This window comes from Phyllobacterium sp. LjRoot231, assembly GCF_964253365.1.
Classification (GTDB): Bacteria; Pseudomonadota; Alphaproteobacteria; order Rhizobiales; family Rhizobiaceae; genus Phyllobacterium.
In genome coordinates this window covers 1,876,961-1,891,825 of sequence record NZ_CAXUQT020000001.1, presented here as the reverse complement: position 1 = coordinate 1,891,825, position 14,865 = coordinate 1,876,961, and the positions used below count along the sequence as shown (strand labels likewise).

Below are 14,865 nucleotides of genomic sequence, written 5' to 3'. Positions count from 1 at the left end.
AGAATGCGCGTGTTCATGGCCGTGATTGTTAGCGTTACGCAACGTCGCTTGCAACAGCAAAAATGATAGTTTGAGCCGACGTCTAGAAAAGTCCCTCAATCAAGCCATGTCCGTTCAGATGGATTCGCTCAGCCGAAGGCGACTTTGGCAGGCCCGGCATGGTCATGATCTCACCGCAGATTGCCACGATGAATCCGGCACCGGCCGACAAACGCACTTCGCGAACATGGACGACGTGATTGACCGGCGCGCCACGCAAATGCGGATCGGTTGAGAACGAATATTGGGTCTTTGCCATGCACACCGGAAGATTGCCGTATCCAGCATCTTCCCACTGCCGCAATTGTTCGCGCACGCTGGCATCCGCATCCGCTTCTGCACCTCGATAGATGCGCTTGACGATAGTCTCGATCTTGTCGAACAGTGACAGTTCATCTTCATAGAGCGGCGAAAACTGCGCCGAGCCGCTTTCAGCCAATGCAACAACCTTGTGCGCCAGTTCTTCGATGCCGGCTGACCCTTGCGCCCAGTGCTTGCAAAGAATGGCTTCAGCGCCATGGGCAACGACGAAAGCCTTCACCGCTTGAATCTCTGCTTCAGTATCCGCAGTAAAATGATTGATCGCTACAACCACGGGCACACCAAACTGCCGGACATTTTCCATATGACGACCAAGGTTGGCGCAGCCCGCTTTGATGGCGGCGATATTTTCCTGGCCCAGATCCTCTTTAGCCACGCCGCCATGCATTTTCATGGCGCGTACGGTCGCAACGATGACAGCCGCGGCCGGTTTCAGCCCCGCCTTGCGGCATTTGATGTCGAAGAATTTTTCTGCGCCAAGATCGGCACCGAAACCAGCTTCCGTCACCACATAGTCGGCGAGTTTCAGCGCCGTCGTGGTGGCAACGACTGAATTGCAGCCATGCGCGATGTTGGCGAACGGGCCACCATGCACGAAGGCCGGGTTGTTTTCCAGCGTCTGCACCAAATTGGGCTGCATCGCATCCTTGAGCAGGACGGCCATTGCCTTGTCAGCCTTGAGATCACGGGCATAGACCGGGGTCTTGTTAAAACGATAACCGATGATGATTTCGCCCAGCCGCTGTTCCAGATCGTTGAGATCGTTGGCAAGGCAAAGGATCGCCATGACTTCGGAGGCAACCGTGATATCAAAACCCGATTCCCGTGGGAACCCGTTGGCAACGCCGCCAAGCGATGACGCGATGTCGCGCAAGGCCCGGTCATTCATGTCCATGACCCGCCGCCAGGTTATACGGCGCGTATCGAGATTGAGCTCGTTGCCCCAGTAGACGTGGTTGTCGATCATCGCCGCGAGCAGATTATGCGCGGCTGTAACGGCGTGGAAATCGCCGGTGAAATGCAGGTTGATATCTTCCATCGGAATGACCTGCGCATAGCCGCCACCCGCGGCACCACCCTTGGTACCGAAACAAGGACCGAGTGAAGCTTCACGAATGCAGACGATGGCCTTTTTGCCAATGCGGTTAAGCCCGTCGCCAAGCCCGACAGTCGTCGTGGTCTTGCCTTCGCCGGCCGGTGTGGGGCTCACGGCTGTCACCAAAATGAGTTTGCCGTCCTTGGCGCCACGCTTCGAACGGATGAACTCCGCCGAAAGCTTGGCCTTGTCATATCCATAGGGAGCGAGATGTTCGGGTGGTATGCCGATCTTCGCGCCGATCTCCAGCACCGGCTTTTTCGCCGCAGAGCGCGCAATCTCAATATCGGATTTGACGATAGCCATCGGCGTTTCCCCCTATCGGAAGTACGTCAAATAGCATTCTACAAGCGAAATGAGGATAGCCCGTTCTGACTATCCCCAGTTGCAGTCTCCTATTCGCCCATTGCAATAAGGCTTGCGTTGCCTCCTGCGGCGGCTGTGTTGACGGAAACCACCTGTTCAAGTGCAAAACGCGTGAGGTAAGCCGGGCCGCCTGCCTTTGGTCCGGTGCCAGAAAGACCGGAGCCGCCAAAGGGTTGCGTGCCGACGACAGCGCCGATCGTATTGCGGTTGACATAGACATTACCGATATCGAGCCGGTCGATAACTTTTGTCACGGTCGCTTCAATGCGGGTGTGCAAGCCAAACGTCAGGCCGTAGCCGGTCGAGGCAATCTGGTCGAGCACTTTATCGAGGTCTATGGCCTTCCAGCGCACGACGTGAAGCACAGGACCAAACACCTCGTGCTCCAGCGCTTCCGCCCGGTTGAGTTCCACGATATGTGGCGCAAAAAACAGGCCTTCTTTTGGAGCTTCACCTGCAAAACGCACTTTCTGGGTCTTTCGCATCGTCGCGATATGATCTGTCAGCATATCGCGCTGTGCCTGATCGATGATCGGTCCGACGTCTGTCGACGGCAATGAAGGATCTCCCAGAGTGAGTTCCTTTGCTGCACCTTCGATCATTTCGAGCATGTTGTCGGCGATATCTTCCTGCAGATAGAGAATACGCAGGGCGGAGCAACGCTGGCCAGCTGAACGGAAGGCCGACATGACAACATCATCGGCGACCTGCTCGGACAGGGCCGTCGCATCGACGATCATCGCATTGAGGCCGCCCGTCTCGGCAATCAGCGGGACAATCGGTCCCTTCTTTGCAGCCAAGGTCCGGTTGATCGCCCAGGCCGTGTCCGTCGAACCGGTAAAGGCCACACCGGCGATCTCTGGATGCGAGGTCAGCGCTGCACCGACAGAACCGTCGCCTGGTACATAGAACACCGCATCTTTCGGTACACCAGCCTCGTGCAGGATACGGATAGCTTCGTAGGCAATCAACGGTGTCTGCTCGGCCGGTTTGGCGAGAACCGTATTGCCGGCGGCAAGCGCTGCTGTCACCTGCCCCAGGAAAATTGCCAATGGGAAATTCCACGGGCTGATGCAGACGAACGCGCCACGGCCGCGATGCCGCAGCTTGTTGTCTTCACCCGTTGGTCCGGGCATTACCTTGTCTACAGCAAACTGACGGCGTGCCTCGGCGGCGTAGTAACGGCAGAAATCCACTGCTTCGCGGATTTCGGCAATGCCATCATCTATCGTCTTGCCCGCCTCGCTCGACAGGAGATCAAGAAACAGGTTGCGATTGTCTTCCAGGAGGTCAGCAGCCTTCTCCAGCGCCTTTGCCCGTATTTCTACTGTCACTCGCGACCATGATGCAAACCCCTTGCGGGCAATACCAACGGCTTTCGCGGCCTCGTCAGCAGTCGCAAAGACCACTGTACCAACAATCGAGCCATTCACCGGAGAGAGCACATCCTGCGCCTTGCCGGATGCCTTCACGCCGTCGATCAACGGGACCGCTTTGACAGTCGTTGATGCCTTGGCAATTCCAGACAGCAGAGCAGCCAATTCCTTGCGGTCGCCTAGCTCGACGCCAAGGGAATTGGCGCGTCTCCCGTAGAGTTTGGACGGCAATGGAATATTCGGGTGACGGTAGCCCTTGCCATCATTCAGTTTTTCGGCCGGCCGGATCAACAGATCTGCTATCGGCACATCATTATCGCCTACAACCGAAACGAACGAAGAATTCGCACCATTTTCGAGGAGACGGCGCACGAGATAGGCAAGAAGATCGCGATAACCACCGACCGGCGCATAGATCCGGCAAGCTATCTTGTCGTTTTTCTCGGTGATCTGCTTGTAAAGGCTCTCTCCCATGCCGTGCAGGCGCTGGAATTCGAAGCCGCTCTTGTCGGCGCCTGCCATTTCCAGAATCATGGCAACGGTCAACGCATTATGCGTGGCGAATTGCGGGAAGATACGCGGTCGCGCATCGAGCATACGCTTGGCACACGCAAGATAGGATGCATCGGTCGCAGGCTTGCGGGTGAATACCGGATAGTCGGCGAGACCGCGTTCCTGCGCCCGCTTCACCTCCGTATCCCAATAAGCCCCCTTGACGAGACGTACCATCATCTTGCGATTGTGGCGCGCCGCCAGCCGATCGATGTGATCGATCACATCAAGCGCCCGCTTCTGATAAGCCTGAATTGCAAGTCCAAACCCATCCCAGCCATCGAGCGAAGGATCGGCAAAGACCTGATCGATCACGTCTAGCGAAAGCTCAAGCCGGTCTGCCTCCTCGGCATCGACGGTAAAATTGAGGTCATAGGACTTTGCTTTTTGCGCAAGAGCCAGAAGGTCCGGCACCAACTCGGCCATGACCTGATCATGATGTGTCGCCAGATAACGCGGATGTAGCGCCGAAAGCTTGACCGAAATACCCATACGATCTGGAAGCTTCTTATTGCCGGTGGCGCGGCCTATCGCATCGATGGCGTCGGAATATGATTTGAAATAGCCTCGCGCATCCTTACGGGTACGGGCTCCTTCGCCTAGCATATCGAAGGAATGGCGATAACCCTTGGCCTCGTTCGTGCTGGCGCGTTTCAGCGCATCCTTGATTGTTTCACCGAGAACAAAGTGGTGTCCGAGATAGCGCATGGCCTGTTTGGTGGCGGTCCGGACGGTCGGCAGCCCGATACGTTTGACCAGTGAGGAAAGCACGCCTTCCGGCGTCTCTCCCGGCTTGATCACTTTGGCGGAGAGACCCAGCGCCCAGGCTGAGGCGGAAACGAACCATGTATCGCCGCTCGGCTCGTGCTCTGACCAGTGTCCTTGCTTCAACTTGTCCTCGATCAGCTTGTCCTGCGTCGCCGCATCCGGCACGCGCAGCAAGGCTTCGGCGAGAACCATCAGCGCCAAGCCTTCACGAGTGGAGAGCCCATACTCGCGCAGGAAATCTTCGACGCCGCCAATGCCGCTCGCTTCCTTGCGGATCGTCGTGATATATTTGCTGGCGCGTGCATCGATACGGCGGTTCACATCCTCGGGAAGAGTGATCGTCTTCAGCAGCGATGCGACCAGTTGCTGGTCATCGACGGCATAGGGTGCAGAAAAGTCGTTGGTAGATAGCAATGGAGCGGTCATCAGGCTTCCCCTTATTGATTTTTCCCATATAATCTATTCCTCTCAGGTATTCTCACCAATGAATGTGAGAGAATGCGTGCAAAAAACTACAAACGGGGAATATTTTAGCGATGAAAAATTTGGACAGTCTCGATCGCAGGATATTGCGCGAGCTGCAAAAGGATGGACGCCTGACTAACACAGAATTGTCCGAACGCATCAGCTTGTCACAAACCGCAACGACTGAACGGGTAAAGAGGCTGTCCCGCGACGGCTATATTCTTGGATACACGGCGAAACTGTCGCCCAAAAAGCTCGATCGCGCAATGCTCGTTTTCGTCGAGATAAAGCTCGACCGCACCACGCCAGATGTTTTCGCGACCTTTGCCGCTGCCACTCGCCGCAACCCGGACGTGATGGAATGCCATATGGTCGCCGGTGGCTTCGACTATCTGATCAAGGCCCGCGTCGCCGACATGGAACATTACCGGCGTTTTCTCTCCGATATGTTGCTTTCCCTGCCGGGCGTTCGTGAAAGCCACACTTACGCGGTGATGGAAGAGGTCAAGGAAACATCAAGCCTGCCGGTGTGAGTTTCGTATAATGAGCATCGACTGCAACCGATCGCGTGATTCCATGCAACCTGACATTCGTTGCCGAACCAATCAAACACCTTCATGTATGAAATCGTCTGAGGGTTAAAGCAACAGCACCGGGCCAGCGGTGTATCGGAGGAGATTGGCTGCTCTGAGCCCATAGCGCCGCGTCCGTGGGACGCACAAAGGCGCTGTGAAAACTAAGATCGCCTGATCCTCGTAAAGAAAATCGTTCCGATTTTCGGATCATGCGGGGCATCAGCCTTGCCTCAAACTTGGAGGTGACGTGATGTGGTTTAAACCGCTGAGCATCACCCTGGTGGTGAAACGAACCCGGACAGGCTGGCAGGTCTCGATCCGGGTTCAGTTCACAAACTAGGAATGGGGGTGGGCCAAAAGCTCGTCCCTACTCCAAGACTAATATAGCAATTTAGCCGCCCAAGTCCACTACTGCTGCAATACCTGCTTGATATCGATCAGGTTCGACCGCACGCGCAGGATATAGAACCCCATCGTCGTTAGATGATTAGGCAACAGCCAGCCGCCCTCGCTGCCATTGGCAATAATCCATGGTTTAATGTTCAACGCTGAACGAAGCTGTCCGTCCATACCGTCCCATAGCGGCGTCAGGTGCTTTTCATCCAGCACCTGTTTGAAATCCACCTGTGCCGCGTTCATCAGGCCATAATAAGCATAAAGCTGGCCGTAGGCGAACCAGAACCGGTCATCGGCGCGGGTATCGAACCAGCCATAATTGTTGTTCTCCGAGCGATCCTTCAAAATGGCCGAGGTCGCGCCGATATCATTGGCGATACGGTCGATGAACTGTATGAGGTTATCCGCCCGCGCGTCAAAAATGGCGTTGCATGCCTCAAGTTTGGTATTGAACGTGCGCAAATCCTTGACCGCTGAGCGATAATAACTCGGCGTCGGTGTCTTGGGACCAAAAGGATTGAGGCCAAAATACCAGGCATCCTCGGTGAACTGCAGATTGCCGCGCGCCTTCTGCAGGTCGGCATCGATTTGCGACGTGCCGCGAACACGGCCAAGTGTATCGACGAGTTCAACCGCCGTGCGGCGTACCGCGGAATTTATGCCGCGCTGGAACGACGCCTTGTTATCGAGGAAAGGCGTATTGTCCCAGTCGACACCAAAGAACCCTAGTTTGTACAGAAGCATGGAGGAAATCCACGCGTTCTGGTTGACATTGAAATCCGTTAGGTCAGCCGTAACCTGGACAATTGCCGAACGAGCACATGTCTTGGCCGCAGTGCCCGCCGCCTGCGCTGGTGCCGCCACAGGCTCACCTGCCGGTACAGTCTGGTTCTTGAAATTATAGGCATTTATGTAGTCTGGATTGAAATTGGTCCATGCCTGCGTGTTGTAGAAGAAATAGCCATAGAGCCCGAGCCATATGAGCACCGCGACACCAAGCACCGCCTTGAGGATAATACCGCGCTGAACATACCAGCGGCCCGCCCAAATGAACGGCAAAAGAATAATGCCGATAACGAAGCCGATACCGCGTCCAATGTAATAGAAAATCCGGCTGAAGAAATTGATCACGGGCTCGAGCATTCTGTTTCCTTCACTGTTCAAGTCCATAGAGCCGTTTGCGCCAGCCCCCTTTCAGTCACATAGGTTGTTTTGAGAATATCGACAATGCGGTGTGAAATAAATTGCCCCTTTACGACTAAGGTCAAATTGACGGCTACGTGCACGGCAGCGTTTATTATGAATATTTTCAGCCGTTTGAATGGAGTCGGCATGCATCGTTTCCGTTTGTTTGTAGCTGGCCTCTTCGCGTGTCTGATGCTGGCGGCCGGGGGCCTAACATCAAGCGCGTTGGCGCACGATCCTCTTGAAGGAAATCACCAGACTGGCTCGCGATTTTCCGAAGGACTTGTAAAAGAGGGTGCTATCTGGCCGCTCGGAGATCGACCGATAGTGACCTGTTGGCAGATGGACGCAGCACAGTTCAACCAATACGCCCCGCAGCGAGAAATCGTGCGGCAGGCCGTCGCCAACACATGGGAAGCTGTTTCATTGATTCGTTTCACGGGGTGGCAAAAGTGCGAAGGTGACGGGAGCGCTAACGGAGGGATTTCAATCACGGTCAATGATGCGACTCCGGCCACATGGGGATTGGGAAAAACGTTAAAGAACTTCAAGCCTCAGGCCACCGGAGATGCCAAAAGGCTCTACGCTTATGCCAGCGTTGAGCTGAATTTTGAATTTATCACATTTCGACCTGCTAGCTGTTCGAACCAAAAAAATGATTGCATTCGTAAGATTGCCGTTCATGAATTCGGGCATGTCCTTGGCTTTGATCATGAGCAGAATCGTCCCGATACATTAGCCGGATGCGCTCCAGATAGAGAACCGACCGCCAATACGACACCTTTTGGACCATGGGACCTTGCATCGGTAATGAATTACTGCAACCCGGTGATGGAAAATGGCGGAGTTCTGAGCGCTGGTGATGTCGCAATGGTTAGATATTATTATGGCGATCCAAGCCGTGCTGACTTCGATATGAGCCCAATTACGTATCTTCTATTGAACTAAATCAGCGACACCATTTTCACTATGTTTACCAGAGAATTTTAATGAAATTTTTAAAGTACACTGTTGCCGCCGCACTCATTACACTCTCATTACCTGCACAAGCAGGGACAGGCTCAGGCTTGGTACGTGCTATTATCGCTCACATAGATGGCGTTGTCATATTTACTGTAGACACGCACACAGACGTCCCTGCGTGCGGAACAATGAAAACGGACTTTGCCTTCGACGGCAGCACTACGGAAGGGAAGAATAAATACGCACTCCTACTTGCTGCTGCCAACGGCAAGAAATCAATCAGTGTGCAGGGGACGGGGACCTGCAAGGCATGGGGAGATCGTGAAGATGTCCAATATATGCACGTAGCTTTTTGACCTAGATTGAGTTTTCCCATCTACTACCGTAGACCCGAGCATTTTGTTCACTTCACTATTCCAACCCATACAACCTCTTCCTCAATCCCTCCTTATCCTTCAAATAAATCGTCTTCAGAATATCGACGACATGTGCCTGATAGGGAGGGCTCCAGCCCTGATAATCGGCATAAAATCCCGGTTTGTTGAACACATAACGTGACAGGAAATCCCACGGCACGAAATCGCTGATCAGATGATTGACCAGCCACGCATCTGGATGGCGCGGCAAGGCGCGTGTGACAAGAAACCGGCGTTTCGGGTCGATTTCGGCCATGTTGAGCTGCCCGGTCTGGCCGATTTCGCGCTTGACCGCATTGAGGAATGGCCATGTGCCATCATGATTGATCAGGCTGGCATTGGCGTGGATCCATGTCTGCAGCCAGATGCGGTCGATATTGGTGAGGTCCCGCGTCGGCTCCAGCGACTGGATCAGATGGCGGATGATCATCTCACCGCGGTTTTCCAGATAGCCGGATTGCTCGATCCATGAGGCGCGCGGCAGTTCAATCCGCGAGGTGGATGCGAGGAACTGGAATACCTGTTCGGCGTCCTTGCTGGAAATGTAGTTGACCTGCCAAGGCCGCGATCGCCGGAATCCCGGCGCGGAAGGATCGCCGATGACGGTCGTCGTATTGTCATCGACGAAGATGAAAGTACCGCCGAAATGGCTGGTCCAGAACGCCCGATGCCGGAAGATCACTTTGTCCGGGACCAGCGAATTTTCGCGGATATCGCCGGTGACCTTGGCGAGTTCCACCATGCGGTTGATGAGTTCGTTGTTGCGCCAGGCGTCCGGCTCGTCCTCCAACCGGTCGACCAGCAGCCGCAATTCTGCCGCCTGCCCCATGACGTTTTCCGCAGAGAGCACCCGAAATTCCACCTGATTGATCGACAGCAAATCCTCGATATCGTTGACGACCGAGACGGAATCCTCGATCTCGCCGTAGAGCACATCCTTGATCGTCAGCGCATTGATGGCGCGGGAATTGTTGGTGAAAAACTCATACATCAGCTGCGATGTATTGGAGAATTGCGTGTGTACGACCGGCAAGTCCGCCTGCGCCGGGGTCAAAATGATGAACCTGCGGTTGACGCCGTTCGGATCGAGATAAGATGGGTCGTTCAGCTCCTTGGCGAGCTCCGGCGAAAAGCCAGTCCGGTCAATGTTGAATTGCTTGAGCTTGGTGGCAGGAAAACCGAAGGACTTCAACGCGCGATTATAACGCTCGATCAGATGCGGCTGGTCGATCGTCAGCAAGCGTCCATAGATCAGCTCGTTTTCGTAGAGAAGGTCCATCAGACGTCCCACTGCCCCTTGGCTTTGAGCGCCTCGACTTCCCGCACCGCCCGCTCGCGCAACCTCGCATCGCGGACCATCTTGTCCACCGCCGCATCGTCGGATTTGTCCGCATAGCGGAACTCCGAATCCGCATATCGGTTGGTTTCCTGCAGCACCATTTCCATCGTGAAGGGATTGCGCAGCTCCTCGATCATCGCTTTCTTGTCATCATAGCTCTTGTGCATGAAGGTCTCGGGCTTTTCGAACCATTCATCCGGCAGTTCCACGTCCATGGCCCGCATCTTGATCGCGTCGGTGACATTCTTGATGGCGCGGCCGGTAAAGCGTGGCTCGCGCTCCTTGATCATGTGCAGATAGGTGCCGATGTCCGACAGCGTTTCCGGCTCGCCATTCTCTTTGATGAAGCGGTCATAGACGGCCTTCAGCCCGTCCTCCTGCGGCTTCGACAGTTCATCATAGGCGGTCTCAACCGCTCGTTCGATCTGCTGGGCTTCGAACAGCTTGTGATCGCCTAGCGGGATCTTGTGGTTCTTGCCGGCGAGCAGCGCAAAAATATCGATATAGTCGTTACGCGTCTGCGGACCGTCCACCAACCAGCGCGCACCCGCACGCTGCCGCAACGCGTCATCGACATTTTCCGGATAGTTGGAAAGCATGCCGAACGAACAATTGCCGCGAATGACGGTCGAGGCACCGGAAAAGGCCTCCATCAGCACACCGGTGATTTCGTGCTGGCCCGAGGAAGCGCGGTCATCGGAGCGCTTAGCCGCAACCTGATCGACATCATCGATCGTACCGAAGCCGATAACCCGCGGATTGAGCACATTGGTCACAAACTGCTTGCAGTTCTGTCCGGACTTGCCCTGATAGGACGAAATCTGGTCGACGCCGAAATTTTCGTAATGGAATGCGTAACCCGCGACCCGGCAGTAATCATTGACCAGTCCGGCGATCATCTGGATCAACGTGGTCTTGCCCGTGCCCGGCGCGCCATCGCCGATAAAGGTAAAGAGAAATCCGCCAAGCTCGACAAAGGGATTGAGCTGCCGATCGAAATCATAGGCCATCAGCATCTTCGAAAGCTTCAGTGCCTGATATTTGGCGATGTGATTGCCAACCACCTCATTCGGCTTCTTGAAGGTCATCACCAGCGGCGTGCGCTTTTTTGACGGTGCCACATCAAACCCGTCCAGCGTGAAATCATCGCTGTCGAGACGCAAATGCATATCTTCGAAGCTGCCGAGCCCATCGAACCGGCCCTTGCGCTGCAACAGTCCTTCTATGGCGAGCGCTGAAAATGCCTTGGCGCGCGATAGCATGGCTTGCTCATCGCTCACCCCCGAGATGGCGCGATCAAGACTGGCAATGACCGATTTCAACGCGTCCTGCGCGGTGTCGAAAACGAAGTCCGGCTCGGCAATATCGTTCGCAGGTTCGCCGTCCGCCTCGATCAATTGCGCGAGATAGGCGGCGAAGGCAAAGGCGGCAACGTAAGACGCGGCTGACAAAAGTCGCTTGAAGTGGCCCGCGTCCTCGCCTTGCAACGGCGCGGAAGCATTGCGCGCCATCAGGCTTTCGAGATCGCTTTGACGCCCGAAGACTTCGGCGACAGCCAGGGCAATTGCCACGCCGCGCCGTGCCCGGAACAGCAATGTATGCTGGGCGATCGACAACATCTGGTCGGCGGGTCGCACGGACTGGATGGTCTTGGCAAGTTCCACCTCGCGCGTTTTGCGCAATCCGCCAGTGGAAACGGTCGAAACAAAACGCCTGCCAGTCCCGGCAATTTCCGTTCCGGATTTGCCATCGCCGGTCTCGAGCGAAACGAAGCGCGTCACGAGTCCCTGCGCGACGGCTAAATGCCTGGCGATGTCCTTTTCCTCAATCGTGGTCAGACCGACATCCATGCTCGTTTCCTCCTCAAATGCCGCTGATCACCTGACCATTGGACAGGATATGCGTCTCAAAGCCAGTGAAAATGCGCGCTGCCTCACCCGAGGCATAGAGCGCCTGATAGGCCTCGTGCGGTACAAGCGCGTGCTGCTCATAGTGGCTGACGCCTTGCCGCGCCGCTTCAAGATCATCCGTATTGATGTGGAACTCCTCACGCGATGGTTCCGATGACCACAGACCGCGCTTGCCCGGTTTTTCAGCCTTGGAGAACACTTCCTGCAAGGTCCAGGTCAAAAGCCAGGCATCCTCGGGCTTGCGTACGCGCTCAAGCACGTCCGCAACCTTCTGATTATGTTCGGTAATCCCGGCCGTATAAAACGGCCCTAGGACAACACGGCGCAACTGCTTGGGGTGCAGTTCCGGAAAATCCTGATCGAGGCTCGTTGCGATAGTTACAGGTGACAGAGAATAGGCCGAATTCTTCGCAGCAAAATCATCAAAGCGGCGGGCAAGGTCCGGATTGAGCAGACCGCCGACGGGGAGCGGAATTCTCACCTTGGTATTGAGCTTGCCATCCTTGCTCACCAGCGTCTCGACCATATCTTCGGATGAATCCTCGATGACGGCCATGTAGATCAATGGCAGGTTGGAGGCCCCATCGAATGCGCCCCAATGCACCACATAGAATGGCCGCATAGTCTTCGGGTTGACCGAAACGCGGATCGTCACCGGCAGGAGGAACGGCGAGAAAACGTCACCCTTGGTGACAGTTTCAAGATAAATCCGTTCCGCCATGGATTTTTGCAGATCGCGCGGAAACTCACGGTTGCGCAGGATGAAATCGGCCATTTCGCTCCGCAGCGCTTCCGCCGGGGGAATGGCTGAAAGCCGTTCTTTCGCATCCTTCTTGTCGTTTTCGAGCTCAAGGACATTCTGGAAGACCGGAAACCCGCTTTCCGCTTTCGATATGCGAAAGCGCTCGGCAAAGCCAAGCCGATTGCGCCAGCATTCGAACGAGGCATCCAGCCGCTGCAGATATTCAGACACAGTCTGGGCAACCAGATCATGCTTGTAGAGCGGCGAATCCTGATTATTCAGAAAGACCTCGAGCCCATCCAGCGCGGCGCGTATGGCGCCAAAATAACGCTCAGCCGCTGCAAGATCCGCATTGTCCCTCATTGATTAGCTCTTCACGTAATCAGCGGAATTGTGCTTCTTCAGGACTTCAGAGAACCGGCGGGAGAAAGCATCGTCCGCCAGCTTCTTCCGGCGCTGGATATCCTGCGAGCTCACCATGTTCCTCTCGTGCATTTCGAGAAGATCGCCAATGTGCTTTTGTGCAGCAGCCCCGACACCGGCCATCGTTTCCTCTGCCGCCGTATCGACCCTACTGCCGAGCGTGTTTATCTTGTGCGCCACGTCCTGCTGTGCTGCCGTTTTCAAAGAATCTTCCAGCGCCTTGTAGAGAACGATGCGCTGCTCGGTATCGATGGACAGCTTGTTGATCAGCGTGCTTTGTGCCGCGATCTGGTTGTTGAGTGAGTCGACGAAAGTCTGGAACATTGAGGTGTAGCGCTCCAGTGTCTGGCTTTCGGCAAGAAGCTCCTGTTCCTTGGCCTGGCGCTCGTTATATTCTGTCGCGAGCTTCGACCGTTGACCTTCAAGCTCGGTGCGCGTGCCCTGATCTGTCGACGCAGCAATCTTGTTTTCAATATCCAGCAAGAGTGGGTTGAGTTCCTCAATCCGCTTTTGGGTCGCTTCGAGGTTAGCGATCGTCGTCTTGCGGCGTTCGATGACGGTGGCAAGGCTTGTTTCGGACGTCTTGTAGCGATCATCCAGAACAGCCTTTTGTTCTTTCAGAATGCCGACAATACGGTCGGATTTAGCGAGGAGTTCCTGAAGGTTTCCCGCAAGCGACATGTTGCGTACACGATCCGAACGCAGGCGCTGCATCCTCTGCTTGGAGAAAACGCCAATGAACTTTTCCCAGCCGGAATAGCCCTTCATGCTCTCGAATTCGGAGCCGAACACGTTGGTGGCGTCCTCTAGGCCAATGATAAGCTCGGCGATATTGCCTTCCATCACCTTCTGCTGGCGCAGGACATCGTCTATGCGCGCATTTTCGATGTCGAAATCGGAAGCGCCAATCTTTTCATCGGCCTTGGCAAACTTGTCGAGAACAACTGTGGACTGATCGATCTTCGTGCGCATGTCGTTGACCATGGTCCTGGTCTTTTCGATCTCGGAATCGAAGTTCTGCAAGCTTGCCATTTATGTATTCCCCTGATTACTCAAAAAGTCATTGCCGCGCCTACTGAATATAGACGCGCGATAGTGCGAAAAAAAGCCTACGGGAAAATGACAGGCCAAAAGGTAAACTTGCAAGCGGAGAATCGCGGTCTAAGACTTATGGAACGCCCTCTGGAGTAATCCGCCCCGTTTCCTCTTCCCAGTGCTTACGACAGAGCGAGACATAAACGGATTTCTCGATTGCCACCTGATCACCTTCAATCAGGGCCTTGCCGTGCTGGTCATGACGCACCACCATCGTCGCCTTGGCGCCGCAATGACAGATGGTACGGATTTCCCGTAATGTGTCGGCGATGGCGAGCAGTTCGGCAGAACCGGGAAACAATTTGCCCTGAAAATCGGTCCGCAGACCGAAACACAAGACTGGCAGATTGAGCCGGTCGACGACCCGTGCCAATTGCCATACCTGGTCCCTGGTCAGGAACTGGGCTTCGTCAACGAAAACACAACTCAAGTCGCTTTCACCATGAGCTTTGGCGATTCGCGCGAACAGATCGTCCTTTTCGCGGTAAAGCTCTGCCTCGGCGCTGACGCCCAGCCGCGAAGTGATCCTTCCGACGCCGTTTTCGGCGTAATGCGCGGCTGTAAACAGCATCGTCCGCATGCCACGTTCCTGATAGTTGTAGGAAGCCTGCAGAAGCAGCGTCGACTTGCCGGCATTCATCGCCGAGTAACTGAAATAGAGTTTTGCCATATCCCGCTTTAATCAGAGTTGGGTCTTCGCATGAACCCTTCCATCCTACTCCCCCGCAACTTTTGTCGGAATATCAACAACTGTCGCTATTTGACTGAATTTATGCGCGCCTATGCTTGAATGCTTAGCTGTTTGGTGCTTGGTTTATGACATTGAAAATCCGGTAAA

The 14,865-nt window shown here is 54.9% G+C and carries 11 protein-coding genes; 3 read left to right on the top strand and 8 right to left on the bottom strand.

Features of this window, described 5'->3' with window-relative positions:
• Positions 1–82 precede the first annotated feature (82 nt).
• Positions 83–1,762, bottom strand: coding sequence for a formate--tetrahydrofolate ligase (locus tag ACSQ3H_RS09295; protein ID WP_436116790.1), 1,680 nt, complete (start codon positions 1,760–1,762; stop codon positions 83–85).
• Positions 1,763–1,851: 89 nt separating this feature from the next.
• Complete coding sequence (gene putA, locus ACSQ3H_RS09290) at positions 1,852–4,944, bottom strand: bifunctional proline dehydrogenase/L-glutamate gamma-semialdehyde dehydrogenase PutA (RefSeq protein WP_436116789.1); 3,093 nt, start codon at positions 4,942–4,944, stop codon at positions 1,852–1,854.
• A 110-nt stretch (positions 4,945–5,054) separates the two neighbouring features.
• Between putA and ACSQ3H_RS09285 the strand changes: the two genes are divergently transcribed.
• Positions 5,055–5,516: an Lrp/AsnC ligand binding domain-containing protein gene (locus ACSQ3H_RS09285; protein WP_112530643.1), complete on the top strand. Its 462-nt coding sequence runs from the start codon at positions 5,055–5,057 to the stop codon at positions 5,514–5,516.
• 450 nt (positions 5,517–5,966) lie between these two features.
• Here the strand turns inward: ACSQ3H_RS09285 and ACSQ3H_RS09280 are convergent, their stop codons facing one another.
• Positions 5,967–7,097 carry a DUF2333 family protein gene (locus ACSQ3H_RS09280; protein WP_436116788.1) on the bottom strand — a complete coding sequence of 377 codons (1,131 nt, stop codon included), beginning with the start codon at positions 7,095–7,097 and terminating at the stop codon, positions 5,967–5,969.
• A 156-nt stretch (positions 7,098–7,253) separates the two neighbouring features.
• Between ACSQ3H_RS09280 and ACSQ3H_RS09275 the strand changes: the two genes are divergently transcribed.
• Entirely contained in the window at positions 7,254–8,087 is an 834-nt protein-coding gene (locus ACSQ3H_RS09275; RefSeq protein WP_436116787.1) for a hypothetical protein, read from the top strand.
• Positions 8,088–8,128: 41 nt separating this feature from the next.
• Positions 8,129–8,458, top strand: a complete 330-nt coding sequence (locus ACSQ3H_RS09270; RefSeq protein ID WP_436116786.1) for a hypothetical protein — start codon at positions 8,129–8,131, stop codon at positions 8,456–8,458.
• Between the two features lie 55 nt (positions 8,459–8,513).
• Here ACSQ3H_RS09270 and ACSQ3H_RS09265 read toward each other — a convergent pair whose 3' ends face one another.
• The 5 genes from ACSQ3H_RS09265 to ACSQ3H_RS09245 all read right to left on the bottom strand — a co-directional run bounded on the left by ACSQ3H_RS09265 (position 8,514) and on the right by ACSQ3H_RS09245 (position 14,697).
• Positions 8,514–9,797, bottom strand: coding sequence for a DUF6638 family protein (locus ACSQ3H_RS09265; RefSeq protein ID WP_436116785.1), 1,284 nt, complete (start codon positions 9,795–9,797; stop codon positions 8,514–8,516).
• Positions 9,797–11,707, bottom strand: a complete 1,911-nt coding sequence (locus tag ACSQ3H_RS09260; protein WP_436116784.1) for an AAA family ATPase — start codon at positions 11,705–11,707, stop codon at positions 9,797–9,799. Before ACSQ3H_RS09260 ends, ACSQ3H_RS09265 begins: the two co-directional genes overlap by 1 nt.
• Before the next feature lie 13 nt (positions 11,708–11,720).
• Complete coding sequence (locus tag ACSQ3H_RS09255) at positions 11,721–12,872, bottom strand: hypothetical protein (RefSeq protein ID WP_436116783.1); 1,152 nt, start codon at positions 12,870–12,872, stop codon at positions 11,721–11,723.
• 3 nt (positions 12,873–12,875) lie between these two features.
• Positions 12,876–13,964, bottom strand: coding sequence for a hypothetical protein (locus ACSQ3H_RS09250; protein ID WP_436116782.1), 1,089 nt, complete (start codon positions 13,962–13,964; stop codon positions 12,876–12,878).
• Positions 13,965–14,100: 136 nt separating this feature from the next.
• Entirely contained in the window at positions 14,101–14,697 is a 597-nt protein-coding gene (locus ACSQ3H_RS09245; protein ID WP_436116781.1) for a thymidine kinase, read from the bottom strand.
• Positions 14,698–14,865 lie beyond the last annotated feature (168 nt).